Raw genomic sequence first — 25094 nt, 5'->3', positions numbered from 1 at the left:
GGGGGGCTAGACGGCGTGTGCCGCCGCGGCAGCGGACTTGGCGGCCGCTGCCGTGGACGCGGCGAGTGCCGCCCGAGCCATCTCGCGGGCCTGGTCGAGGGTGTGCTTGCCGAGTTCGGCACGCACGTCGGCCAGGGCTGCGGGGGTCATGGAGAGGGTCGTGGCGCCGAGACCTACCAGGACGACGGCGAGCAGCGGGTCGGCCGCGGCCTCGCCGCAGATCCCGACCCCCTTGCCGGCGTCGGCACCGGCGCTGCCGAGCTGCGCGACCAGGCGCAGGACGGCGGGGTGCCACGGGTCCTGGTACGACGCGACGGTGCCGAGCATGCGGTCGGCGGCCATCGTGTACTGGGTCAGGTCGTTCGTGCCGATCGACACGAAGTCGGCGAACTGGAACACCTGCTCGGCCATGAGCGCGAGCGAGGGGACCTCGGCCATCACGCCCGCGGTGCGGATGCCGAGTTCGCGGGCCAGGTCGACGAAGTACGCGGTCTCCTCGGCATCGGCGACCATCGGTGCCATGACCCACAGGTCCGCTTCGGTCTCGGCGTCGGCCAGGGCCAGCGCGGTGAGCTGGTCACGGAGCACCTCGGGGTGGTTCCGCAGCGCACGCAGTCCGCGGCGGCCGAGCGCCGGGTTCTCCTCGTCCTTGTCGGTGAGGAACGGCAGGGGCTTGTCGGCACCGGCGTCGAGCGCCCGGACGACGACCTTCTTGCCGGGGAACGCCGCGAGCAGCTGCCGGTAGGACTCCTGCTGCTCGTCGACGGTCGGTGCCTTCGGCGAGTCCAGGAAGAGGAACTCGGTGCGGAAGAGCCCCACGCCCTCCGCACCGAGAGCTACGGCGCCGGCGGCGTCGGCAGGGCTGCCGAGGTTCGCCAGCAGCGGGACGGTGTGGCCGTCGGCCAGGGCACCCGCGGTCAGGGGTGCGGCAGCGGCGGCCAGGCGGTCGGCGATGCGCTGGTCGACGTCGGCGACGAGCTCGGCCGACGGCTCGGTGACGACGGTGCCGGCGGCGGCGTCGACCACCACGTGCGTGCCGTCCGACAGGTCGTCGGCGCCGGTCACCCCGACGATCGCGGTGATGCCCTTGGCGCGGGCCAGGATCGCGGTGTGCGACGTCGGTCCGCCGTCGCGGGTGACGAGCGCCAGGACCTTGTCGAGGTCGAGCAGCGCGGTGTCGGCCGGGGCCAGGTCACGGGCGACCAGGACGAACGGTGTGTCCGACTCAGGGACGCCCGGGGCGTGCACCCCGCGGAGCTTGGCGATGATGCGCTGGGCGACGTCGTCGAGGTCGGCGGCGCGCTCGCCCATGTAGCCGCCCATCGAGACGAGCAGGTCGCGGAACTGGGCGAAGGCCTCGTACACCGCGCGCTCGGGGTTGGTGCCACCGTCGATGCGCGCGGTCACGTCGTCGAGCAGCGTCGGGTCCTGCGCCATGAGCGCCTGGGCCTCGAGCACGGCCTGGGCGTCGCCGCCGGCAAGCTGACCGCGCGCGTTCAGGTCCTCCGCCACCGCGGCGAGCGCGTCGTGCACGTGCTGCTTGGCGTCGTCGGCCGGTCCCTCGAGTGCCGCGGTCGACGGTTCGCCGAGCGGGTCCGCCATCCGGAGCACGGGGCCGTGGGCGACGCCACGGCCGACGCCGGTTCCGAGCAGTTCGGGCATTCGAGACTCCTTCATCTCACGCGCGGGGCGACAGGGCCGACGGCGGTGGGGCGGTGGGACTGGGTGGTTCGAGTCGGTGCAGTGCACCACCGAACGGACCACGCCCGTGCGGCTTGGCAGCACCATACCCCGATCCGCGTTGACAAACAAACACATCCGGGGATAAAAATACACAAACAGATGCCCGTTTCGGTCTGCGGACAACCCGGACCCGGGATGTCTCCGGCGGAACCTGCCCGTCCTTGTCCGTTCTGCCCCGATCCGAGTCCCAACGAGGTCCCATGTACGCACCAGAGCGGCACCAACGCATCGTCGACCAGGCGCGCGCGGCGGGCCGGGTCGACGTCAAGGAGCTCGCCGAGCTGCTCGAGGTCACGCCCGAGACCATCCGTCGCGACCTGACGTCGCTCGAGCGCCGCGGCCTCGTCCGTCGTGCGCACGGCGGGGCCATCCCGGTCGAGCGCATCACGCTGCACCCGGGCGTCGGCGACCGCGGTGGGATCAACCAGACCGAGAAGATGGTCATCGCCGAGGCCGCGCTCGAGGAACTCCCCGAGAACGGCTCGATCATGATCGACGCCGGCACCTCGACGATCTGCCTGGCCGAGCTGCTGCCGACGGACCGCGGCCTGACCGTCGTCACGCACTCGCTGCCGGTGGCGATGGCCGTCGCGAACCGTGCCGGGATCGACCTGCACCTGCTCGGCGGCAACATCCGCAGTGACTCGCTGGCCGGCGTCGGCACGTGGACGCACCAGCTGATCGGGATGGTGAGCGTCGACGTGGCGTTCATCAGCATCAACGGGATCACGCCGGAACGCGGCCTGACCACGCACAACATGGCCGAGGCCGCCGTGAAGTCCGCGATGATCAAGTCCGCACGCCGGAGCATCCTGCTGGCGGACCACACCAAGTTCGGGCGCGAGGAGTTCGGCCGCGTCGCTCCCCTCGCCGCGATCGACACGATCATCACCGACCCGGGCGTCAACCTCGACCTGGTCCGCGAGGTCGAGGCCGCCGGCACCGAGGTCTTCTGGCCCGGCCGCTCCTGAGTGCCGTACCGGCGCCACCCACCCCGTGCTCGCTACCATGAGCGCACCACCCATCGACGAGGAGTCAATCGATGTCCGAAGCCACCCGCACCGTCACCGTCGCCAGCGGATCCGGTCTGCACGCCCGTCCGGCGTCGCTGTTCGTCCAGACCGTCACCGCGTCGGGCCACCAGGTCACGATCGCCAAGGGCGACAAGTCGGCCAACGCCGGCAGCATCCTCGGTCTGCTCGGCCTGGGGGTCGAGAACGGCGACGAGGTCACCCTGACCGTGACCGGTGACGACGCCGAGACCACCGCGGACAGCCTGGTCGAGTTCCTGAAGACGGACCACGACGCGGCCTGACCGCGTCCGTCGCGTCGACGACGCGACCACCAGACGGACGGGAGGCCCGTGGCTGCGCAGCCACGGGCCTCCCGTCCGTCTGTCGGCCGTGTCCACAGGCCGTCGGCCGCCGCCTACGCGTACCAGCGGTCCAGGAAGCCCGCCGTCCCGAGCGCACCCAGGAACGTCGCTCCCCCGGATGCGGCGAGGACGCCGTCGGCGAGCGCGGGTGCACCGGCAACCGTCAGCACGAGGAGCGTCCCCGCGATCAGGAGCGACGCAGCCTGCAGCCCGGGGACGACCACCACGGCGGGAACGCGGTGCCGGACCAGGTGGAGGAACGGTGACCAGCCGGTCCGGAGCGCCCGGCCAAGCCGACGGAGCACGGCGACCTCGGCGACCAGGACACCGGCGATCACCGCACCGCACCAGAGCACGGCGGGGACGCCGTCGTCGGACACCACCGTGACGAGCATCCCTCCGGTCACGGCGAGGACGAGCCCGACGATGATCATCGCCGAGCCGAACGACGCCAGACGGACGACCGCTCGCCGGAACGCGCCGAGTGGTCCGACTGCGTCTGGGTGCTCGGCGAGGACCAGTGCCGCGTCGGCGAGCACGGCGATCGTGCTGCCCCGTCGTTCGCGCGCGCGGAGCAGCTGCCAGCGCGACCAGGGGTCGGCAGGTGCTGCCGCGACCGCGGCGACGAGTGCGCGTTCGGCGGTCCCGGGGTACCCCTCGCGTGCGGCGAGCCACGCGAGGGCGAGGTTGACCTCGCCGTGGTGGGGGTGCGCCGCCGCGGCGCGACGTGCTGCGGCGTACGTCGCGTCGTCGACGGTGCGGGTCCGCAGGTCCAGGACGAGCTGCGCGGCGGCCAGGTCGCCGTCGTCAGGACGGCGGTCGACCGCGGCGGCCCAGGCAGAACGGGCTTCGGTGAGGTCGCCGTCCGTCTCGGCGAGGTGCGCGGCGAGCAGGTATGCATCGACGTCGTCGGGATCGGTGGCGACGGCGCGGTGGATCGTCGTTCGTGCGGCGTCCAGGTCGCCGGCCAACCAGAACGCGATCGCCAACAGCCGGAGCACCTCGGAGTCGTCCCCGTGCAGGGCGAGCGCACCGGTGAGGGGTTCCACGGCGTCCTCCGGCCAGCCGTACCGCAGGAGCTCCACCGCCGCGACGAGCGCGCGCTCCACCTGCTCGTCGCGCTCGGGCGCGGGGCCGGCGGGGACATCGGTCACGGGCCCATCGTGGCGGTCGGGCCACCCGCCGACAAGCCCACGCACGAGGGACGCCGGACCGTGGAGACCGTGCGCCCGGTCTGTCGTCGTGCGCCGATAAGGTGGTCGGCATGACCCGCCTGCGCCTTGCATCCGTCAACGTGAACGGCGTCCGCGCCGCCTTCCGCAAGGGCATGGGCGACTGGCTGGCCACGCGGGACGTCGACGTGCTCGCCCTGCAAGAGGTGCGCGCCTCGACCGACGACCTGACCGGGCTGCTCGGCGACGAGTGGGACGTCCTGCACGACCCGGCGTCGGCGAAGGGCCGCGCGGGTGTCGCGATCGCCTCGCGGCACCGGGCGCACGTCCACCGGGTCGAGCTCGGCCCGTCGGAGTTCGACTCCGCCGGCCGCTGGCTCGAGGCCGACTACGAGATCGGCGGCACCCTGGTGACGGTCGTGTCGACCTACGTGCACTCGGGCGAGGTCGGCACCGACAAGCAGGAGCAGAAGTGGCAGTTCCTCGACGCGATGACCGAGCGGCTGCCGGCACTGCGGGCGCACAACCCGCTCGCGGTCATCGTCGGTGACCTGAACGTCGGACACGACGAGCGGGACATCAAGAACTGGAAGGGCAACGTCAAGCGGGCCGGGTTCCTGCCGCAGGAGCGCGCGTACTTCAGCCGCTTCTTCGGGGCCGAGGGCACGGACGTCACCGGGGCCGACGGCTCGACCGGGCCGGGGCTCGGCTGGGTGGACGTCGGTCGCGAACAGGCCGGCGACGTCGACGGTCCGTACACGTGGTGGTCGTGGCGCGGCCAGGCCTTCGACAACGACTCCGGCTGGCGCATCGACTACCAGATGGCCACGCCCGAGCTCGCGGCGAAGGTCCGCTCGTACACGGTCGACCGCGCCGACGCGTACGACCAGCGGTGGTCCGACCACGCCCCCGTGGTCGTCGACTACGAACTCTGACTCCCCCACTTCCCAGCACGTCACGTACAGGACCAGCACCATGACCAAGACCCGCATCTTCTCGGGCATCCAGCCGTCCGCCGGCTCACTCCACCTCGGCAACTACATCGGCGCTCTGATGCAGTGGAGGGACCTGCAGGACGAGCACGACGCCATCTACTGCGTCGTCGACATGCACGCCATCACCTCGCCGCAGGACCCGGCCGCGCTGCGGGAGAACACCCGACGCACGGCCGCGCAGTACATCGCTGCGGGCATCGACCCCGACAAGTCGACGCTGTTCATCCAGTCGCACGTGCCCGCACACGCGCAGCTCGCCTGGGTCCTCAACACCATCACCGGCTTCGGCGAGGCCAGCCGGATGACCCAGTTCAAGGACAAGTCCGCGCGCCAGGGTGCCGAGGCAGCGTCGGTGGGGCTGTTCACCTACCCGATGCTGATGGCCGCCGACATCCTGCTTTACGACGCCCAGGTCGTCCCCGTGGGTGACGACCAGCGGCAGCACGTCGAGCTGACCCGCGACCTGGCCGGCCGGTTCAACAGCCGCTTCGGCGAGACGTTCGTGGTGCCCGAAGCCCGCATCCTGACCGACACGGCCCGCATCTACGACCTGCAGGACCCGACCAGCAAGATGAGCAAGTCCGCCGCCACCGACTCCGGCCTGGTGCTCATGCTCGACGAGCCCAAGCGCACCACCAAGAAGATCAAGTCGGCGGTGACCGACACCGAGCGCGAGATCCGTGCCGACCGCCAGGCCAAGCCCGGTGTCACGAACCTGCTGTCGATCCTGTCGGCGTTCACCCGCACGCCGGTCGCCGAGCTCGAGACCGCGTTCGCGGGCAAGGGCTACGGGGACCTGAAGGGCGAGGTCGCGGACGCCGTGATCGCCGAGCTCGAACCGGTCCGGGCACGCACGCTCGAGCTGCTCGACGACCCGGCCGAGCTCGACCGGCTGCTCGCCGTCGGGGCCGACCGCGCCGCAGCCATCGCCGAGGACACCCTCGCCCGGGTGTACGACCGCATCGGCTTCGTGCCGCGTGGGCGTCGCTGACGTGCTGCCCGTCACGCTGCGCTCGGACCGGGTCCTGCTCGAGGTCCCGACCCGCGCCGACACCGTCGCGATCACCGAGGGCTGCCAGGACCCCGAGGTCATCCGGTGGACGACCATCCCGACGCCCTACCGGCCGCAGGACGCCAACGCCTTCGTCGACGCGCTCGTCGGTCCCGGGTGGGCCTCGGACCGCGAGTACACGTGGGCGATCCGGCAGCCCGGATCGACGTGGCTCGACGGTGTGATCTCGTGGCGCGCCGAGCGACGCGACCTCGGTTTCTGGCTCGCGCCGTCCGCCCGCGGCAAGGGCCTGGTGCACGACGCCGTCGCCCTGGTCGTCGGCTGGGCCTTCGACCGTGGCGCGCCCGACGTGTACTGGGAGTGCTACGTCGGCAACACGGCGTCCGCGGCGGTGGCACGGCGTGCGGGGTTCTCGTACACCGGCACCGGTGACGCGAACATCCCGAACCGTGACGGCTCGCCGGCGTCGGCGTGGAAGGGGCTGCTGCGTGCCGACGGCCGGCCGGCATCCGACCTGCCGTGGCCGGCGGAGTCGTTCCGGCCAGGTGCAGGCGACGCCACGGGTGCCGGTCCCGCCGGTAGTCTCGGGTCGTGAACGAGCAGCCGTCGGCCGGGGCGTCACCGGCCGAGGTCCGCGCGATGCGCCGCGGCCTCGAACTCGCCGCGCGCGGTCCCGCCCTCGGCGACCATGCCCGGGTCGGCGCGGTCGTCCTGTCCCCCCAGGGCGAGCCACTCGCCGAGGGCTGGCACCGCGGCGCCGGCACCCCGCACGCCGAGGTCGATGCGATGTCGCACCTGTCGCCGGAGCAGCTCCGCGGCGCGACCGTCGTGGTCACCCTCGAACCCTGCAACCACACCGGCCGCACCGGCCCGTGCTCGGTCGCGCTCATCCAGGCGGGTGTCGCGCGGGTCGTGTACGCGATCGACGACCCGGGACCCCAGGCGCACGGTGGGGCCGACCGGCTGCGAGCCGCCGGCGTCGACGTGACCTCCGGCGTCCTCGCCGACCAGGCGACCGCGTTCCTCGAGCGCTGGCTCGTCTCCGTCCGCCAGGGCCGTCCGTGGGTGACCGTGAAGTGGGCATCGAGCCTGGACGGCCGCGCGGCTGCGGCCGACGGCACCAGCCGGTGGATCACCGGCGCAGCCGCGCGCCAGCACGTGCACGAGCAGCGAGCCCTGCACGACGCGATCCTGGTCGGCACGGGCACGGTGCTCGCGGACGACGCATCGCTGACCGCCCGCGGGGACGCCGGCGAACTGCTGGCCGACCAGCCGCTCCCCGTCGTGCTCGGCGACCGTGCCGTGCCCGACGACGCCGCGGTCCGTCGGCACCCGCGTGGGCTCGTGCACCTGCCCGGCCACGACCTGCACGTCGCACTGCGGTCCCTGGCGGACCGCGGTGTCCGGACCGTCTTCGTCGAGGGCGGCCCCACCGTCGCGTCGGCGTTCATCGCGGCCGGCCTCGTCGACGAGGTCCTGGTCTACCTGGCCCCGGTACTGCTCGGCGGTCAGAATGTTGCACTTTCCGACATCGGCGTGGGAAGCATGAACCAACGTCGGCGGTTGGACGTACTATCGACCACCAGCCTCGGCCCCGACCTGCTGGTGCGTGCTCGACCCGTCCACACCGATTCCCCTCGGCCCCACGACGAGCACGCTGACGACGGGGCCCGTACCGACCGGAGCACCCCATGACCGACGCACTGACATCCCCCACCCCGGGCAGTCCGGTCCAGTTCGAAGTCGCCACGAACGTCCCGACCACCCACGGCCCGTTCGAGATGCGCGCCTACCGCGACCTGGTCACCGGCGCCGAGCACGTCGCCATCATCGGCACGATGCCCGACGGGTCCGCCCCCACCGACGGCGCGCTGGTCCGCGTGCACTCGGAGTGCCTGACCGGCGAGGCGTTCGGGTCGCTCAAGTGCGAGTGCGGCCCCCAGCTCGACGCCGCCCTCGACACGATCGCCGCCGAGGGCGGCGTGGTCGTCTACCTGCGCGGGCAGGAAGGGCGTGGCATCGGCCTGGTCAACAAGCTCAAGGCCTACCGACTGCAGGAAGACGGCCTCGACACGCTCGATGCCAACCTGGCGCTCGGCCTGCCCGCCGACTCGCGCGCGTACGGCGGCGCGGCCGGCATCCTCGCCGACCTCGGCATCAACCGCGTGCGACTGCTGTCGAACAACCCGGAGAAGCAGCGTCAGCTCGAAGAGCACGGCATCGCGGTCGACACCCTCGTGCCGCTCGTGGTCGGCATCTCCGTGCAGAACGCGGGCTACCTGGACACCAAGCGCGACCGGATGGGCCACCAGCTGCCCGAGCACCTGGAAGCCGGCGCGCACCACTAGGTGGGACGTCACGGGGTGGGACACCGCTCGCTCGGCGGATTCGCAGGTTCGCGACATCCGTCGTAGACTCGAGACCCCGTCACGAGCGGCCCACCACCACCCGAACGCACCCGACCGATCCCCCGCGCACCACGCGGAACGGTCGGTGTCCGCCGTTCGCGCCGCCTGCGTCCCCCGACGCTCTCCTCGGAGTCCCCCGCATGTCTGCCACCTCGGCTGCCCCCACCCCCGCCACGACCAACCCGCGCTCGCGCGTCGTCATCGCGAGCCTGATCGGCACCTCGATCGAGTTCTACGACTTCTACGTCTACGCGACCGCCGCGGTCCTGGTGTTCCCGACGCTGTTCTTCCCGAACGAGGACCCGACGGCGTCGCAGCTGTCGTCCTTCGTCACCTTCGCGCTGGCGTTCTTCGCCCGGCCGGTCGGCTCGGTGGTCTTCGGCCACTTCGGTGACCGCATCGGCCGCAAGACCACCCTCGTCGCGTCGCTGCTCGTCATGGGCACGGCCACGTTCCTGATCGGGTGCCTGCCCACGTTCGACTCGATCGGCGTCTGGGCACCGGTGCTGCTCGCCGTGCTGCGCTTCGCCCAGGGAGTCGGGCTCGGCGGCGAGTGGTCGGGAGCCGCACTGCTGGCGACCGAGAACGCCCCCGCAGGCAAGCGCGGCGTCTTCGGCTCGATGCCGCAGCTGGGCGCACCGATCGGCTTCCTGCTCGCCAACGGCCTGTTCATCGTGATCAACGCCGCGATGCCGGCGGGCGCGGACGGCACCCCGAACCCCGACTTCCAGGCGTGGGGCTGGCGGCTGCCCTTCCTGCTGTCCGCCGTCCTGGTGGTCATCGGCCTGTACGTGCGGTTCCGCCTGGTCGAGTCGACCGTGTTCCGCGGCGTGCAGGAGTCCGGCACCGTCGCGAAGATCCCGCTCGGCCGCGTGTTCCGCACCTCGTGGAAGGCGCTGATCGTCGGCACCTTCGGCATGGTCGCCACCTACGTGCTCTTCTACTTCATGACCACGTTCACGCTGTCCTACGGCACGACGGCGTCGACCCTCGTCCCCAAGATCGGACTGGGCTACTCCCGCGGGGAGTTCCTGACCCTGCTGATGATCGGCGTCGTCTTCTTCGGTATCTTCACCCCGATCGCCGGGCTGCTCGCCGACCGGTTCGGCCGTCGGAAGACCCTCATCCCGACCACGATCGGCATCGCGCTGTTCGGGCTGACGTTCCAGTTCTGGTTCGCGGCGTCGACCGGTCCGATCACCGTCGTGACGTTCCTGATCGTGGGACTCTCGCTGATGGGGCTGACGTTCGGACCGATGGGTGCCCTGCTGCCCGAGCTCTTCCCGACGAACGTCCGCTACACGGGCTCGGCGATCGCCTACAACGTGGCGTCGATCATCGGCGCCTCGCTCGCGCCGACCATCGCGTTCGCACTCTGGAAGGCCGACGGCAACATCGTCCTGGTCGGGCTCTACCTGACCGTCGCGGCCGTCGTCACCCTGGTCGCCCTGCTGTTCGTCCGCGAGACCCGCGGCAGCGACTTCGACGCAGCCGACGCGGTACCGACGGAGGACGCCGCACGGGTCTGACGACGCACGCGACACCTCAGAGGAAGTCGGATCGCGCGTTCGAGGTCGGAAGTTCCGACTGCCAACGCGCGATTCGACTTCCCATGCGCGGAACGGCCACCAGGAGAACGCCTGCACGTCAACTCAGGTTGACACGGTCGGTGCGTCAATGTAGGTTGACAGGCATGGACCGGCCGACCATCACGCACCTCGCGGCGGGCGCCAGCGGGGACGACCCGTTCGACGCCCTGGCCAGCGTGCGCGAACTCCGGCGCGAACTCGACCGCACCGAGGAGCTCGCTGCCCGCCGTGCGCGGAACGCCGGTGCCTCGTGGCAGGAGATCGCCACGCTGCTCGGCGTGAGTCGCCAGGCAGTGCACAAGAAGTACGGCAGAAACTAGGACACACGATGAGTCTCCCCTTCGCCCGCCCCAAGAAGACCGACGGACCGCGCGCCACGTTCGGTCGCCTGCTGTCGTACCTGTTCGAGAACAAGCCCGCGATGGTGGTCATCATCGTGCTGAGCATCCTGGGCGCGGGTGCCTCGCTCGCGCAGCCCCTGCTGGTCAACCAGGTCGTCACCGCGGTGCAGCACGGCAACACGCTGAGCACCCTCGTCTGGCTGCTGGTGGTGCTGGTCATCGTGTCCGGACTGCTCAACGGCATCCAGCACTTCCTGCTCCAGCGCGCGGGAGAAGGCGTCGTGCTGTCGACCCGCCGCAAGCTCATCGCCCGGATCCTCAACCTGCCGATCTCCGAGTTCGACACCCGCCGCACCGGCGACCTGGTGTCCCGCGTCGGCAGCGACACCACCCTGCTGCGCGCGGTCCTGACACAGGGACTCATCGAGTCGATCGGCGGTGCACTGACGTTCATCGGCGCGATCATCGCGATGGCGATCATCGACCCGCTGCTGCTCGGCATCACCCTGGCCATCGTGGTCGTGGCCATCGTCGTCGTCGGGGGGCTCAGCCGGCGCATCCGCATCGCGTCGAAGCGCGCGCAGGAGAAGGTCGGCGACCTGACCGCCGCCGTCGAGCGTGGCATCGGCGCGGTCCGGACCATCCGTGCCGCCGGTGCCACCGAGCGCGAGGTGCACGAGGTCGACGCACACGCGACCGAGGCCTACAAGCGCGGTCTCGACATTGCCAAGATGTCGGCGTTCGTCGTCCCCGTCGCCAGCATCGTGATGCAGGTGGCGTTCATCGCCGTGCTCGGGGTCGGTGGCGCACAGGTCGCCGCGGGGACGATCACGATCGCCACGCTGATCACGTTCATCCTGCTGCTGTTCATGATGATCATGCCGCTCGGCCAGGCGATGGGCGCCGCGGTCGCCGTCGCCCAGGCGCTCGGCGCGCTCGGTCGGATCGAGGAGATCCTGCACCTGCCCACCGAGGACCAGGACGACGCAGCCGTCCGCCCCGCAGCCGCCATCGCGACGGACGACGCGATCACCTTCGAGCACGTCTCGTTCCGGTACGCCCGGTCCGCCGACGCATCGGGTGCCGACGGCGCCGAAGCCGCCACCCACACCGGAGGCCCCGGTGCCGCTCCCGACACCGGTGACACCGACCAGGTGGTGCTGCACGATGTGTCGTTCCGCGTGCCCCGCGGCTCGCGTGTCGCCCTCGTGGGACCGTCGGGCGCCGGCAAGTCGACGACCCTGTCGCTCATCGAACGCTTCTACGACCCCACCGACGGCGTCATCCGCCTGGGCGGCATCGACGTGCGCGGGCTCGACCGCGACGAGCTCCGCGCGCAGATCGGGTACGTCGAACAGGACGCCCCCGTGCTCGCCGGCACGATCCGCGCGAACCTGCTGCTCGGGTCGCCGAACGCTGACGAGGCCGAGTGCGTCCGCGTGCTCGAGGCCGTGAACCTGGGCGACGTCCTGCACCGCGATCCGCGGGGCCTCGACGCGCAGGTCGGCGAGGACGGCGTGATGCTGTCCGGTGGTGAACGTCAGCGGCTGGCGATCGCCCGCGCCCTGCTCGCCGCTCCCCCGATCCTGCTGCTCGACGAGTCCACCTCGTCCCTCGACGGCGTCAACGAGCAGAAGATGCGTCTGGCGATCGACGCTGTGGCCGAGGACCGCACCCTGCTGGTCATCGCGCACCGGCTGTCGACCGTGGTGGACTCCGACGTCATCGTCGTGCTCGAGCACGGCCGGGTCGTCGGCGTCGGGACCCACTCCGAGCTCGTCGAGTCGACGCCGCTGTACCGCGACCTGGCAAAGCACCAGCTGCTGGTCTGAGCCCCGGACCGCGTCGTCGACAGGCCCGGCGTGCGGACGTCGTCAGAGCTGCGCGCCCCCGGGCCGGCCGATCCCCTCGTCCATGTCGCTCTGCTCGACGTGACCACCGGCGTTGTCGATCTCGGCGAGCGCGGTGGCACTGCGGTCCGGGTCGACGCCCACGACCAGGTCGCGGTACACGACGACGTCGAGTCCGGCGCGCAGACCGTCCTGCGCGGTGGCGCGCACGCAGTGGTCGGTCGCGATGCCGACGATCGCGATCTCGTGGACGGAGCGGTCGAACAGCACGTCGGCCAGGTCCTGGCCCGTGTCGGTCGTCCCCTCGAACGCCGAGTAGGCGGGCTCTCCCTGCCCCTTCATCACGTGCACGTCGATCGGTGCCGTGTCGAGGTCGGGGTGGTAGTCCGCCCCCTGGCTGCCGGCGACGCAGTGCACCGGCCAGGTGGTGACGAAGTCCGGCGCGGCATCGACGGCGAAGTGCCCGCCGTTGTCGTCGTCACCGTGGTGCCAGTCACGGGACCCCACCACCAGGTCGTACTCGTCGGCGTGCCGGGCGAGGAAGGCGGTGATGCGACGGGCGAGGTCGTCCCCGCCGGCGACACCGAGCGCGCCACCCTCGGTGAAGTCGTTCTGCACGTCGACGACGATGAGTGCGCGGGTCATGGTTCCATCCAACACCGACCGGCCAGCGGCCCGGGACCAGGTCAGCTGTTCGTGAGCTTGTTGCCGCAGGTGTAAGCGGCCGTGGTGACCGCGTCGAGCGCCGGCAGTGCCGCAGCACGCGAGGACCCGATGGCGTAGAACGCGAACGTCAGCTTCGTGCCGTCCGCGGCGTCGATGTACCCGCCCAGGGTGTTGGCGCTGTCGATCCACCCGGTCTTGGCGTGCACCTTGCCCCGGGCGACGGCGTTCGCCCCCGTGAAGCGCCCGGCCAACGTGCCGGACTGCCCCGACACCGGCAGGACCTGGGCCAGGGTGCCGAGGCCCTTCGCGCCCGAGGCCACCTGCACCATGAGGTGCGCGACGAAGTTCGGCGACACGGCGTTCGCGGCGCTCTCTCCCGAACCGTCCTTGATGACGATGCCGGCCGGATCGACCCCGTACGAGGACAGTGCCTTCTGGTAGACCCCGGTCAGCGACGCCGCGGAGCCGTTCGCCCCGGACTCGCGGGAGGAGATCCGCGCGAGCATCTCGGCCAGGGTGTTGTCGGAGTTCGGGATCATCTGCCCGATCAGCGTGGACACCGGCTGCGAGTCGACCTGGGCGATGGTGGACTGACTGGTGGTGGCCCGCTTGACGACCTGGGCGTTGCCGGCGCCGACGACCCCCGCGTTCGCCAGTGCCGTGCGGAAGGCGGCTCCGGCGCGGCCGACCGGGTCCTCGGAGCGCGGTGAGGTCGCAGCGCCCGGGTTCGCGCGGTCGCCGTCGACCATGAGCGCCGTGACCTCGGGCTGGTACCCGATGGTCCGCTCGCTGACCGGCCAGGTCGGGTCCCAGGCGTCGGCGTCGTCCCAAAAGGTGTCGTCGGTGACGATCGTGGTCACCGGGGTGGTGCCGAGCTTCGCCTTCACCTGCTGCGCGAGCTGGCCGAGGGTCGGCGCGCCCGGGTAGACGGTAGCGCCACCCGCCGACAAGGTGGCGTCACCGTGGCCGACGATGGCGATCGTGCCGTTGCCCTCGTCCGTGACGGTCGTGGGGATGGTGTAGCCACCACCGAGCACGGCGAGCGCGGTCGCCGTGGTGAGGGTCTTCATGACGCTGCCGGTCTGCGCCGCGGTGTCGCCGTTCCGCGAGAGCAGCATCTCGCCGGTGCTGGCGTTCATGACGTAGCCCTCGAAGTTGCCGAGGCCCGCGGCCGAGGCGGCACCGGCGATCGAGCACGTGCGCAGGGCGCTCGGACCGGGGGCGTCCGACGGCACGGTGCGCGGCGGGACCGTCGGCGTGACGGACGGCGCCGGTGTGGACGACGACGGGTTGCTCGACGCGCTCGCCCGCGTCGAGGCCGCCGCGACCGGCGAACGCGCGGCCCCCGGAGCGGTGGCCGAGGCGACCGCGACGGCGCCACCCGACCCGAGCACCAGGACGGCGACCAGGCCACCGACGGCCCAGGCCACCGGCTTGCGCGCGATCGAGGCGCGGACCGCAGCGACGACGCCGCTCACGCGACCCGCGCGTGGCGCGCCCGGCTTCGACGCGCCAGCGCGCGCGTCAGGGTCGGACGGTCGGTCGGGGTGGGTCGGCTGCTCGGACATCGCAAGCGATCCTACGGAACTGCGGCAGGAGCCTCCAGGGTGGACCCGTGGTCGTGGAGGACGACCGCGCGTTACGGGGCTGTGGAGGGGTCGTCGGCGGCGTAGCGGACGCCGACCTGACGACGGGCCTCGTCCATGACGGCCATCACCGCGATCGTGCCCGCCGGGGACATCGCACTGGTCTCGTGGTCGCCGGACGCGATCATGCCCTCGAACGCGCGGACCTCGTGCGCGTAGCCGGCCAGGTGCTCGTGGCCGTCGAACTCCTCGACCACGACGCCGTCACCGTCGCGGATCCGCCACGTGGTCGGGGTGTACCACGTGGCATCGATGTCGATCCGGCCGTCCTCGCCGATCACCGACGCGGTGTTCGGGCTCCCCACGTCCAGGGCGAAGTGCACGATCGACTGGGCTCCCCCCTCGTGGGTCAGCACGATGCCCATCTGCGTGTCGACGCCACGGTCGCTCAGCGTGCCAGCCGCGACGACGCTCGTCGGCACGCCGAGCACGTCGACCGCGAACGAGATCGGGTAGACACCCAGGTCGAGGATCGCGCCACCACCGAGTGCCGGGTCGTTGAGGCGGTGGTCCGGGTCACTCGGCAAGGACTGGTGGTGCGTCGCCTCGACGACGCGCGGACGGCCGATGCGCCCCTCGGCGATCACCTGCCGGATCATCGTCATCTGGGGCAGGAAGCGTGTCCACATCGCCTCCATCACGACGACACCCGCCGCGCGAGCCGCGTCGATGACCAGCCGGGCCTCGGCTGCGGTGATGGTGAAGGCCTTCTCGACCAGCACGTGCTTGCCGGCCGCGATCGCGAGCAGGGCGTCCTCGGCGTGCCGCGAGTGCGGCGTCGCCACGTACACCGCGTCGACCCGCGGGTCGGCGACCAGTTCCTCGTAGCTGCCGTGTGCCTGTGCGATGCCGAACTCGGCTGCGAAGGCCTGAGCGCCCTGCAGCGTCCGGCTGCCCACCGCGACGAACTCCACCCCCGCCCGGGCGCAGTCGCCGACGAAGGACCGGGCGATGCCGCCGGTCCCGATGACTCCCCATCGAACGGTCATGGGGCCTGTCTACCAGGCACGCCTCCGGAGTCCGGACGGGCCCTCGGGCGGCGCGCGTACCGTCCGCGGTGACCGGCCGACGTCCTGGAGGCCCGTGGCGGGCCCGCCACGATCCTCCCGTGCCGTCCGTGATCCGGTCCCGTGCCGCGGCACGGTGTGCGCGAGGAGGCGGCGGACATGACGGATCGACAGCCATGGTGGACCGGTGCGGTCGTGTACCAGGTGTACCCACGCAGCTTCGCCGACGGCAACGGCGACGGGATCGGGGACCTGGCGGGGATCCGACAGCACCTGCAGCACATCGCCGACCTGGGGGTCGACGTCGTCTGGCTGTCGCCGGTCTACCGGTCGCCGCAGGCCGACAACGGCTACGACATCAGCGACTACGAGGACATCGACCCGCTGTTCGGCACGCTCGACGAGTTCGACGCGCTGCTGGTCGAGGTGCACCGGCTCGGCATGAAGCTCGTCATGGACCTCGTGGTCAACCACTCGAGCGACCAACACCCGTGGTTCCGCGCGGCCAAGCTGTCCCGCACCTGCCCGAAACACGACTGGTACATCTGGCGCGACCCGGTGGACGGCCACGAACCGAACGAGTGGCGCGCCGCGTTCGGCGGACCGGCGTGGTCGTGGGACCCCGGCACCGGGCAGTACTACCTGCACATGTTCACGCCCCAGCAGCCCGACCTGAACTGGGACGACGCGGACATGCGCCACGCGGTGTACGCGATGATGAACCACTGGCTCGACCGCGGCGTCGACGGCTTCCGCATGGACGTCATCAACCACATCGCCAAGGACCCGGCGGCGCTCGGTGACGGCAGCGCCGCCTACGTCATGCAGCCGCGCATCCACGACCACCTGCAGGAGATGCACGAGCAGGTCTTCGCCGGTCGCGACGACCTGCTGACCGTCGGCGAGATGCCCGGCGTGACCGTCGACGACGCCGTGTTGTTCACCGACCCGGACCGCCACGAGCTCGACATGGTGTTCCAGTTCGAGCACGTCGGACTCGACCACGGCCCGGCGTCCAAGTTCGACAACCGACCCTTCGACCTGCCCGCGCTGAAGGCCTCGCTGGGCCGCTGGCAGACCGGCCTCGCCGACACCGGGTGGAACTCGCTGTACCTGGCGAACCACGACCAGCCGCGGCCGGTGTCGCGGTTCGGTGCCGCCGCCGTCGCGGCGGCACACGGGTCCGACGCCGACCCCTTCACGTTCCGGTACGAGTCCGCGACGCTGCTGGCGACGGTCCTGCACCTGCACCGCGGCACGCCCTACCTGTACCAGGGCGACGAGATCGGCATGGTCAACGCGGGCTTCACCGCGATCGAGCAGTACCGCGACATCGAGTCACTCAACTGGTACCGCGGCGCGGTCGGGCGCGGCATGCCCGTGGGCGAGGCGCTGCAGGCCCTGGCGTTCCGCAGCCGCGACAACGCCCGCACACCGATCCCGTGGGACGACTCCGCGCCGGCCGGCGGGTTCTCCGACGTCGAGCCTTGGATCGGCATGGGACAGGGCTGGCCGCGGGTCACCGTGGCCGGGGACCGTACGGCCGGTGAGCGCTCGGTCTTCGAGCACCACCGCCGGCTCATCGCGCTCCGGCATGCGTCGCGGACGGTGCAGCTCGGCGACTTCACCCTGCTCGAGCCGGACCACCCCGAGCTGTGGGCGTTCACGCGGTCGCTCGAGGACGCCTCGGAACCCGGGCTCGTCGTCGTCGCGAACCTGTCCTCCACCAGCATGCTGCTGCCGGACGGGATCGCGGAGCGGCTCGGCGCCTGTGTGCTGGGGAACCTCGGGTTCCCCGCAACGGACGGCGTGGGTGCGTTGCGGCCCTGGGAAGCCCGGGTGCACGAGGACCTGCGCCGACCCCGGGGATGACATCTCGCCGGTGATGTCAACCTTCCGGGGGAGGCTCCGAGCGTGAGCCCTGCCGTACCGTGGCCGCCGTGATCGAAGTCGACCATCTCTCCAAACGATACGGTCCGAAGCTCGCTGTCGACGACGTCTCCTTCGTCGTCCGACCGGGCAGCGTGACCGGCTTCCTCGGACCCAACGGCGCCGGGAAGTCCACCACGATGCGCATGATCATGGGACTCGACCGGCCGACCGCCGGACGTGCCACCGTGAACGGGCAGTCCTACCAGGCACTCCGCGACCCGCTGCGGCAGGTCGGGGCCCTGCTCGAGGCCAAGGCGGTGCACACCGGCCGCAGCGCCTACAACCACCTGCTCTCCCTCGCAGCGACCCACGGCATCCCGAAGGCCCGGGTGCACGAGGTCATCGACATGACCGGGCTCGAGTCCGTGGCGCGCAAACGTGTCGGCGGGTTCTCGCTCGGCATGGGGCAGCGCCTGGGCATCGCCGCGGCACTCCTCGGCGATCCCCGGACCCTCATCCTGGACGAACCCGTCAACGGCCTCGACCCGGACGGCGTGCTGTGGGTCAGGCAGCTCGCCCGACGTCTGGCCGCGGACGGCCGAACGGTGTTCCTGTCGAGCCACCTGATGAGCGAGATGGCGCAGACCGCCGACCGCGTCGTCGTGCTCGGCCGGGGCAAGGTACTGGCCGACGCCCCCATCGCGGAGTTCGTGGCCGGGTCCGACGGCGGTGGCACCCGCGTCGTCGTCCGCACACCGACGCCCGACCGGTTGTTCCCCGCCATCGGCACGGCCGCCTCCGCGGTCACCCCACGGGACGACGGGTCCTTCCTGGTCGTCGGTCCCGACGCTCCCACGATCGGGGCGATCGCCGCGCAGGCGGGGGTCGTCCTGCACGAACTCACCCCGATGGGCGCCAGCCTCGAGGAGGCCTACATGGCCCTGACCCGCGACGACGTCGAGTACCGGTCGGAGGGCACCCGATGACCGCCACTGCCACCATTCCGGCCGACGCCCGCCTGTCCTTCCCGCGACTGATCCGCAGCGAGTGGATCAAGCTCCGGAGCATCCGCTCCACCGTCTGGTGCTACGGGGTGCTCGTCGTCCTGACGATCGCCATGGCCGTGCTGCTCGGTGCGCTCGTCAACCAGGACGGCGCCACGTTGCCCACCGACCAGGTGAACGCGCAGATCGTCAACATCAACACCGCCGGGGTGACCATCACGGCGCTCGTCGTCGGCGTGCTCGGCGTGCTCATCATCACGGGCGAGTACGGCACCGGCCAGATCCGGTCGACCTTCACGGCTGATCCCGGCCGCATCGGTGTGGTCCTGGCGAAGGCCTTCGTCCTCGCGCTGACGACCTTCCTGGTCAGTGCCGTGTCGACCTGGATCGGCGTCGTGGTGTCGACCGCGCTGCAGGCGGCGAACAACGTCCATCCCGACCTCGGCGACCCCGCCGTGGTCCTGCCGATCCTCGGCTCGTCGGTCTACGTCACGCTGCTGGCACTGCTGGCGTACGGCATCGGCCTGCTCGTCCGCTCCAGCGCCGGTGGGATCGCGATCACGCTCGGCATCCTGCTCGTGCTGCCGGTCATCCTGTCGATCTTCTTCAGCCTGACGAACGCACAGTGGATCCTCGACGTGACGAACCTGCTGCCGTCCCAGGCCGGCGGCCAGCTCTTCGCCTACGCGGCCCCGGGGGCGCCGGCGGCGCAGTCGGGGCTCGTGCTCAACGGCTGGGGCGGCTTCGGCGTGCTCGCGGCCGAGGTCGTCGTGGTCGGCGCCCTGGCGATGACGGCAGCACGGTCGCGCGACGTGTGACGCCCCGGGCACCGGAACGACGAAACCCCCGGGTGACCGGGGGTTTCGTTGTTGCCCTGTGGAGCCGCCTGTCGGAATCGAACCGACGACCTATTCATTACGAGTGAATCGCTCTACCGACTGAGCTAAGGCGGCGGACGCTCCGGTGACCGGAGCGGCACGGGTCACGACTATACAGGTTCAGACGAGCGAGCGCGAAACGAGCGACCCGAGCTCGTCGAACGACCGCTGCAGATCGTCCACCAGGTGCGAGTCCGCCGCGGAGTCGGACCACTCCCACCACGCGTGCCGCAGGGTCGCCAACGAGACCAGCGACGCCAGCCGGGCGCGACGATGGAGCCCGGCCTGGTCGTCGGCGACCGTCGGGTCGTCATGGGTCATGCGCCGGGCGATCACCGACTCGAGCTCGGCCTGGAACTCCTTCATCGACGCCATCCGCTGGCTGAAGAGCTCCGGGTTCGCGCGCAACACCTGCTGCCGCTCGCCGATCAGGCCCCGTTCCTCGATGAGTTCGCGGGCCGAGTGCACCAGCAGCGCCCCGACGTCACCGAGCATCTGCCCCGTCGGACCGCCCGTGACGAAGGCATCGACGGCGTCGTCGTCCGGCAGGGTCGGATCGTCGCCCAGGATCGCCTGTTCCTTGCTCGGGAAGTAGTTGAAGAAGGTGCGCGGGGAGATGTCGGCGCGCCGCGAGACCTCGTCCACGGTGACCGCCGCCAGCCCGTCCTCGATCGCGATGCGCAGGGCAGCCTGCTGGATGGCGAGTCGGGTGGCGCGTCGCTTCCGTTCACGCAGGCCGGGTTCTGCTTCGGGCATGGGCTGATTGTCCCATGTCGAAGGGCACCGATGGCGCTGCCTCGGTCTGCTCTCAGCGGAGCGTTCCGACGGGCAGGCCGCTCAGCGGAGCGCTCGGACGACCGTGACGAGCAGGGCCTCGAGAGCCAGCAGTGCCGCGACGTTCGCCGCGATCCGCTGACGGGCAAGCGCGACGGCGTCGAGGATCTCGAGCGCTGCCGCCGGCGGCACCGATCCGAGCGCACGGTCGAGTTCGTCCTGCATCGCCAGGTTGACGGGCTCACCCGGCGCACCCAGCCCCATCAGCAGCAGGTCGCGGTACAGCGAGGACACGTCGACCAGGATCCGGTCGAGACCGTCCCGCAGGCTGCGTGTCGCCCGACGCTTCTGGTCGTCCTCCATCGCGCGCAGCTGGGACCGGAGCGCCGGTGGGATCGTGCCGCCCGGTTCCACGCCGAGCGAGCGCAGCGCGGCGTCGCGTTCCTCGGCGTCACGCTCGAGGGTGATGGCCTTGGCGTCCTCGTCCGCGACGGCCAGCAGTTCGGCCGCGGCGGTCACGGCCTCGCCGACGCTCCGGATGCGCAGGACGGTCTGCAGGGTCCGACGTCGGCGGTCGCGGGCGTCCGCGCTGGTGGCCAGGCGTTGCGCCATGCCGATGTGGCTCTGCGCCTGCCGCGCGGCGTCGAGCGCCAGGGAGCGGTCGACGCCGTTGCGCGCGACCAGCAGGTCGGCGACGGCTTCGACGCCCGGCACACGCAGGCGCACCGAGCGGACACGGGACCGGATGGTGGGCAGCAGGTCCGCTTCGCTGGGCGCGCAGAGGATCCACACCGTGCGCTCCGGCGGTTCTTCGAGCGCCTTGAGCAACAGGTTCGAGGTGCGCTCCGTCATGCGGTCGGCGTCCTCGATGATGACCACGCGCCACCGTCCCACGGACGGTGAGTAGTACGACGAGGTGACGAGGTGACGGATCTCGTCGATGGTGATGATGACGCGCTGGGTCGTGAGCACGGAGACGTCGGGGTGGGTGTGCGCCGTGATCTGGCGGAGGGTGTGGTCGTCGTCCGGACCGGAACCGACGAGGGCCGCGGCGAACGCCGTCGCGACGTTCGACCGTCCGGACCCGGGCGGACCGGTGATCAACCACGAGTGGGTCATCCCGCCGCTGCCGTCGGGCGACTCGGCCGCGTTACGGAGCGACGCGACCGCTTCTTCCTGCCCGGTCAGGCCGTCCCAGACGCTCACGAGCCCATCCTGACAGCGACCACCGTCACGACGCGATCCCGACGAGCGGACCGATGCCGGCGCGGATGGCTGCCTGCACCTGCTCGGAGGGCGCGGCGGCATCGACGACCAGGAAGCGGTCGGGCTCGTGGGCGGCCATGCCGAGGAAGGCCTGCCGGACCGACTCGTGGAACGCCGCCGCCTCGGACTCGAGCCGGTCGAAGGTGTCCCCCCGAGCGGCTGCGACGCGGGCACGCCCCACGGTCACGTCGAGGTCGAGCAGGACGGTGACGTCCGGGACCAGTCCGTCGGCAGCCCAGTCGGACACGCCGCGGACCTGGTCGGCACCGAGACCGCGGGCGACGCCCTGGTAGGCGACCGACGAGTCGATGTAGCGGTCCTGCAGCACGACGTCGCCGCGCGCGACGGCCGGTCGCACGACCGTCTCGACGTGGTGTGCACGGTCGGCCGCGTACAGCAGGGCCTCGGCCCGGGGCGACACGTGGCCGCGTTCGTGCAGGACGATCTGGCGGATGCGGAGCCCGAGGTCGGTGCCTCCGGGCTCACGCGTCCGCACGACCGTCCGACCGTGCGCTTCGAGCCACGCCGTGAGCAGCTCGGCCTGGGTGGTCTTCCCCGCACCGTCGCCGCCCTCGAGCGTGATGAAGCGTCCGGTCACTTCTTCTTCGCCGGTGCGCGGCGTGCGGCGGGCTTCTTCTTGACCGGACCCTTGGCACGCTTGTCGGCGAGCAGCTGGACGGCACGCTCGAAGTCGACGTCCTCGACCTCTTCACCGCGCGGGATCGTGGCGTTCGTCTCGCCGTCGGTCACGTAGGGACCGAAGCGGCCGTCCTTGACCTTGATCGCCTTGCCGGACACCGGGTCGGCCTCGAACTCCTTCAGCGCCGCGGTCGCAGCACGCTTCGCGCCGTACTTCGGCTGCGCGAACAGTTCGAGCGCACCGGGCAGGTCGACGTCGAAGATGGCGTCTTCGCTCGGCAGGGTCCGGGTGTCCGTGCCCTTCTTGAGGTAGGGGCCGTACCGACCGTTCTGCGCGGTGATCTCGGCACCGGACTCGGGGTCGAGCCCGACCGTGCGCGGCAGGTCGAGGAGCTTCAGCGCCGTCTCGAGGTCGACGGACTGCGGGTCCATCGACTTGAAGAGCGATGCGGTGCGTTCCTTCGGGGCCGCGGCCTTCTTGGAGGTCTTCTTCTTCGGTGCGGCCGCGGCGTCGTCGGTCGCGCCGGCCGTGGTCGCGGTCTTCGCGGAGGGCTTCGTCGCGGTCGCCGTCGCGGTAGCGCCAGCGCTGGCCGTCGTGGCCTGGTCGAGGACCTCGCCGGTGGCGGGGTCGACCGACGGCTCGGGCTCGGGCGTGCGCTCGGTCACGTAGGGACCGAACCGACCGTCCTTCGCCAGGACCTCTTTCCCGGTGTCGGGGTTGATGCCCACGACGCGGTCGCTGACGACCGGTGCCTCGACGAGTTCGCGGGCCTTCTCCGGGGTGAGCTCGTCGGGTGCCAGGTCCTCGGGGACGTTGACGCGGCGGGGCTTCTCCGGGTCGTCGCTCGGCGTCTCGATGTACGGCCCGTAGCGACCGATCCGCAGGGTCAGCCCCGGCGAGAGCTCGACCGAGTTGATCTCCCGGGCGTCGATCTCCCCCAGGTTGTCGATGACCGTGCGCAGACCGCGCTGGTCACCTCCACCGAAGTAGAAGCCCTTGAGCCAGTCGACCCGGTCCGCGTCGCCCGCGGCGATCCGGTCGAGGTCGTTCTCCATCTCGGCGGTGAAGTCGTACTCGACCAGGTCGCCGAAGTAGTCCTCGAGCAGCCGGACGACGCTGAACGCGATCCAGTTCGGGACGAGCGAGGTGCCCCGCGGCGTGACGTACCCGCGGTCCACGATGGTCGAGATGATCGCGGCGTACGTGGACGGGCGGCCGATCCCGAGCTCTTCCAACGTCTTCACCAGGCTGGCCTCGGTGTACCGCGGCGGAGCCGACGTGTCGTGCCCCTTCGCCTCGACCTCGTCGACACCCAGGTGGTCACCCTCGGTCATCGCAGGGAGCTTGGCGTCCGCGCCGTTCGCCGAGGCTTCGTGGCGCTCTTCGTCGCGACCTTCCTCGTACGCGTTGAGGAACCCGCGGAAGGTGATGACGGTGCCGGACGCGGTGAACTCGACGTCGGTGCCGGACGCCGTCGACGCCAGCCCCGTGACGGACTCGGTCGACGTGATGCCCAGCACCACGGACGCGGTGGAGCCCTTGGCGTCGGCCATCTGCGAGGCGACGGTGCGCTTCCAGATGAGGTCGTAGAGCCGCCAGTCGTTGCCGCGCAGCACCTTCTCCATCTGCGACGGCGTGCGGAACACGTCACCGGCGGGACGGATCGCCTCGTGCGCTTCCTGCGCGTTCTTGCTCTTGCCGGCGTAGCTGCGCGGCTTGTCCGGCACGGTGTCCGCGCCGTACAGGTCTGCTGCCTGCTTGCGGGCAGCGGTCACGGCCTGCTGCGAGAGCGACGCGGAGTCGGTTCGCATGTAGGTGATGTGACCGTTCTCGTAGAGCGACTGCGCGACGCTCATCGTCTGGCGCGCCGAGAACCGGAGCTTGCGCGCGGCTTCCTGCTGCAGGGTCGACGTGGTGAACGGCGCCGCCGGGCGACGCGTGTACGGCTTCGAGTCGACGCTGCGGACGACGGCGTCACCAGCACGCTCGAGCACGCCGGTGAGCGCGGTGGCCGAGGCCTCGTCGAGACGGACGGCTTCGGACGTGGTCTGTCCGCGGTCGTCGAAGTCGCGTCCGGAGGCGACGCGGGTCCCGTGGATGCGGGCGAGCCGGGCGGTGAAGGCACTGTCGCCGGCCTTCTCGAACCGGGCGGTCAGGTCCCAGTAGTTCGCCGAGACGAACGCCAGGCGCTCACGCTCACGGTCCACGACCAGACGGGTGGCGGCCGACTGCACACGACCAGCGGACAGACCGGGGCCGACCTTGCGCCACAGCACGGGCGAGACCTCGAAGCCGTAGAGACGGTCGAGGATGCGACGGGTCTCCTGCGCGTCGACGAGCGCCGTGTCGAGTTCGCGGGTGGCTTCCTGTGCGCGCTGGATCGCTTCCTTGGTGATCTCGTGGAACACCATGCGCTTGACGGGGACCTTCGGCTTCAGCACCTGGAGCAGGTGCCATGCGATGGCTTCGCCTTCGCGGTCCTCATCAGTGGCGAGGTAGAGCTCGTCGGCGTCCTTCAGGGCACGCTTGAGGTCAGCGACCGTCTTCTTCTTGGCGTCGGAGACGACGTAGTAGGGCTCGAACCCGTTGTCGACGTCGACGGAGAACTTGCCGATCGAACCCTTCTTGAGTTCGGCGGGGAGGTTCTTGGGCTCGATGAGGTCACGGATGTGCCCGACTGACGCCTGGACTTCGTATCCGTCACCGAGGTATTGCGCGATCGTCTTCGCCTTCGCAGGGCTCTCGACGATCACGAGCTTCTTCGTGCCTGGCACGTGACTCCTTGATCGATGGTGCTGTCGGCCCTGGGACGCGGAAGCGTCCGGGTCGACCGGGACATCGATGACCGGCGGGCCG

General features: G+C 71.1%; 21 protein-coding genes, 1 tRNA gene and 1 pseudogene. 13 read left to right on the top strand and 10 right to left on the bottom strand.

The features are described from left to right. Positions 1-6: 6 nt before the first annotated feature. On the bottom strand, positions 7-1662 hold the full coding sequence (gene ptsP / locus ACLBWP_RS07910; RefSeq protein ID WP_447654744.1) for a phosphoenolpyruvate--protein phosphotransferase: 1656 nt from the start codon (positions 1660-1662) through the stop codon (positions 7-9). 281 nt (positions 1663-1943) lie between these two features. On the opposite strand from ptsP, the gene ACLBWP_RS07905 reads away from it, so the two are divergent. Together ACLBWP_RS07905 and ACLBWP_RS07900 are read left to right on the top strand one after the other, a co-directional pair. Then, positions 1944-2714, top strand: a complete 771-nt coding sequence (locus tag ACLBWP_RS07905; protein ID WP_447654743.1) for a DeoR/GlpR family DNA-binding transcription regulator — start codon at positions 1944-1946, stop codon at positions 2712-2714. 71 nt (positions 2715-2785) lie between these two features. Next, positions 2786-3058 (top strand): HPr family phosphocarrier protein, encoded by a 273-nt coding sequence (locus ACLBWP_RS07900; RefSeq protein ID WP_447654742.1) that lies wholly within the window; start codon positions 2786-2788, stop codon positions 3056-3058. A gap of 113 nt (positions 3059-3171) precedes the next feature. Here ACLBWP_RS07900 and ACLBWP_RS07895 read toward each other — a convergent pair whose 3' ends face one another. Then, complete coding sequence (locus ACLBWP_RS07895; RefSeq protein ID WP_447654741.1) at positions 3172-4272, bottom strand: tetratricopeptide repeat protein; 1101 nt, start codon at positions 4270-4272, stop codon at positions 3172-3174. 110 nt (positions 4273-4382) lie between these two features. Between ACLBWP_RS07895 and ACLBWP_RS07890 the strand changes: the two genes are divergently transcribed. The 8 genes and pseudogenes from ACLBWP_RS07890 to ACLBWP_RS07855 all read left to right on the top strand — a co-directional run bounded on the left by ACLBWP_RS07890 (position 4383) and on the right by ACLBWP_RS07855 (position 12467). After that, on the top strand, positions 4383-5225 hold the full coding sequence (locus ACLBWP_RS07890) for an exodeoxyribonuclease III (RefSeq protein WP_447654740.1): 843 nt from the start codon (positions 4383-4385) through the stop codon (positions 5223-5225). A 40-nt stretch (positions 5226-5265) separates the two neighbouring features. Next, positions 5266-6276, top strand: a complete 1011-nt coding sequence (gene trpS, locus ACLBWP_RS07885) for a tryptophan--tRNA ligase (protein ID WP_243561630.1) — start codon at positions 5266-5268, stop codon at positions 6274-6276. Continuing rightward, complete coding sequence (locus ACLBWP_RS07880) at positions 6263-6892, top strand: GNAT family N-acetyltransferase (protein WP_447654739.1); 630 nt, start codon at positions 6263-6265, stop codon at positions 6890-6892. The genes trpS and ACLBWP_RS07880 overlap by 14 nt, the downstream gene beginning before the upstream one ends. Before the next feature lie 44 nt (positions 6893-6936). Further along, entirely contained in the window at positions 6937-7992 is a 1056-nt protein-coding gene (ribD, locus tag ACLBWP_RS07875) for a bifunctional diaminohydroxyphosphoribosylaminopyrimidine deaminase/5-amino-6-(5-phosphoribosylamino)uracil reductase RibD (protein WP_447654851.1), read from the top strand. 11 nt (positions 7993-8003) lie between these two features. Continuing rightward, a pseudogene (gene ribA / locus ACLBWP_RS07870) lies at positions 8004-8645 on the top strand (GTP cyclohydrolase II); the annotation flags it as partial. Positions 8646-8845: 200 nt separating this feature from the next. Then, on the top strand, positions 8846-10234 hold the full coding sequence (locus ACLBWP_RS07865; protein ID WP_243561632.1) for an MFS transporter: 1389 nt from the start codon (positions 8846-8848) through the stop codon (positions 10232-10234). 164 nt (positions 10235-10398) lie between these two features. After that, positions 10399-10614, top strand: coding sequence for a hypothetical protein (locus ACLBWP_RS07860; protein WP_056118685.1), 216 nt, complete (start codon positions 10399-10401; stop codon positions 10612-10614). 8 nt (positions 10615-10622) lie between these two features. After that, positions 10623-12467, top strand: coding sequence for an ABC transporter ATP-binding protein (locus ACLBWP_RS07855; protein WP_447654738.1), 1845 nt, complete (start codon positions 10623-10625; stop codon positions 12465-12467). A gap of 42 nt (positions 12468-12509) precedes the next feature. Here ACLBWP_RS07855 and ACLBWP_RS07850 read toward each other — a convergent pair whose 3' ends face one another. The 3 genes from ACLBWP_RS07850 to ACLBWP_RS07840 form a co-directional block, all read right to left on the bottom strand. Beyond that, on the bottom strand, positions 12510-13130 hold the full coding sequence (locus ACLBWP_RS07850) for an isochorismatase family protein (protein ID WP_447654737.1): 621 nt from the start codon (positions 13128-13130) through the stop codon (positions 12510-12512). A gap of 41 nt (positions 13131-13171) precedes the next feature. After that, positions 13172-14719 carry a D-alanyl-D-alanine carboxypeptidase/D-alanyl-D-alanine endopeptidase gene (gene dacB, locus ACLBWP_RS07845; protein ID WP_447654736.1) on the bottom strand — a complete coding sequence of 516 codons (1548 nt, stop codon included), beginning with the start codon at positions 14717-14719 and terminating at the stop codon, positions 13172-13174. Between the two features lie 71 nt (positions 14720-14790). Continuing rightward, complete coding sequence (locus tag ACLBWP_RS07840; protein ID WP_447654735.1) at positions 14791-15786, bottom strand: Gfo/Idh/MocA family protein; 996 nt, start codon at positions 15784-15786, stop codon at positions 14791-14793. A 177-nt stretch (positions 15787-15963) separates the two neighbouring features. Between ACLBWP_RS07840 and ACLBWP_RS07835 the strand changes: the two genes are divergently transcribed. From ACLBWP_RS07835 to ACLBWP_RS07825, 3 genes are all read left to right on the top strand, one after another. After that, the gene (locus tag ACLBWP_RS07835; protein WP_447654734.1) at positions 15964-17676 is read left to right on the top strand and encodes an alpha-glucosidase; all 1713 of its coding nucleotides are present in this window, start codon (positions 15964-15966) and stop codon (positions 17674-17676) included. A gap of 68 nt (positions 17677-17744) precedes the next feature. Continuing rightward, positions 17745-18662 (top strand): ABC transporter ATP-binding protein, encoded by a 918-nt coding sequence (locus tag ACLBWP_RS07830; protein ID WP_447654733.1) that lies wholly within the window; start codon positions 17745-17747, stop codon positions 18660-18662. After that, the gene (locus ACLBWP_RS07825) at positions 18659-19498 is read left to right on the top strand and encodes an ABC transporter permease (protein ID WP_447654732.1); all 840 of its coding nucleotides are present in this window, start codon (positions 18659-18661) and stop codon (positions 19496-19498) included. The genes ACLBWP_RS07830 and ACLBWP_RS07825 overlap by 4 nt, the downstream gene beginning before the upstream one ends. A gap of 59 nt (positions 19499-19557) precedes the next feature. Here the strand turns inward: ACLBWP_RS07825 and ACLBWP_RS07820 are convergent. From ACLBWP_RS07820 to topA, 5 genes are all read right to left on the bottom strand, one after another. Continuing rightward, a tRNA-Thr gene (locus ACLBWP_RS07820) sits at positions 19558-19633 on the bottom strand. Positions 19634-19678: 45 nt separating this feature from the next. Continuing rightward, entirely contained in the window at positions 19679-20314 is a 636-nt protein-coding gene (locus ACLBWP_RS07815; RefSeq protein ID WP_243561640.1) for a TetR/AcrR family transcriptional regulator, read from the bottom strand. Between the two features lie 81 nt (positions 20315-20395). Next, positions 20396-21538 carry a DNA polymerase III subunit delta' gene (locus ACLBWP_RS07810; protein WP_243561641.1) on the bottom strand — a complete coding sequence of 381 codons (1143 nt, stop codon included), beginning with the start codon at positions 21536-21538 and terminating at the stop codon, positions 20396-20398. Positions 21539-21563: 25 nt separating this feature from the next. Next, on the bottom strand, positions 21564-22196 hold the full coding sequence (tmk, locus tag ACLBWP_RS07805) for a dTMP kinase (RefSeq protein ID WP_447654731.1): 633 nt from the start codon (positions 22194-22196) through the stop codon (positions 21564-21566). Beyond that, on the bottom strand, positions 22193-25012 hold the full coding sequence (gene topA / locus ACLBWP_RS07800) for a type I DNA topoisomerase (protein ID WP_447654730.1): 2820 nt from the start codon (positions 25010-25012) through the stop codon (positions 22193-22195). The genes tmk and topA overlap by 4 nt, the downstream gene beginning before the upstream one ends. Between the last annotated feature and the right edge of the window lie 82 nt (positions 25013-25094).

This window comes from Microbacterium sp. M1A1_1b, from assembly GCF_053345565.1.
Note: the sequence above shows the minus strand (reverse complement) of the source record. Positions and strands in the feature narration are given on the sequence as shown.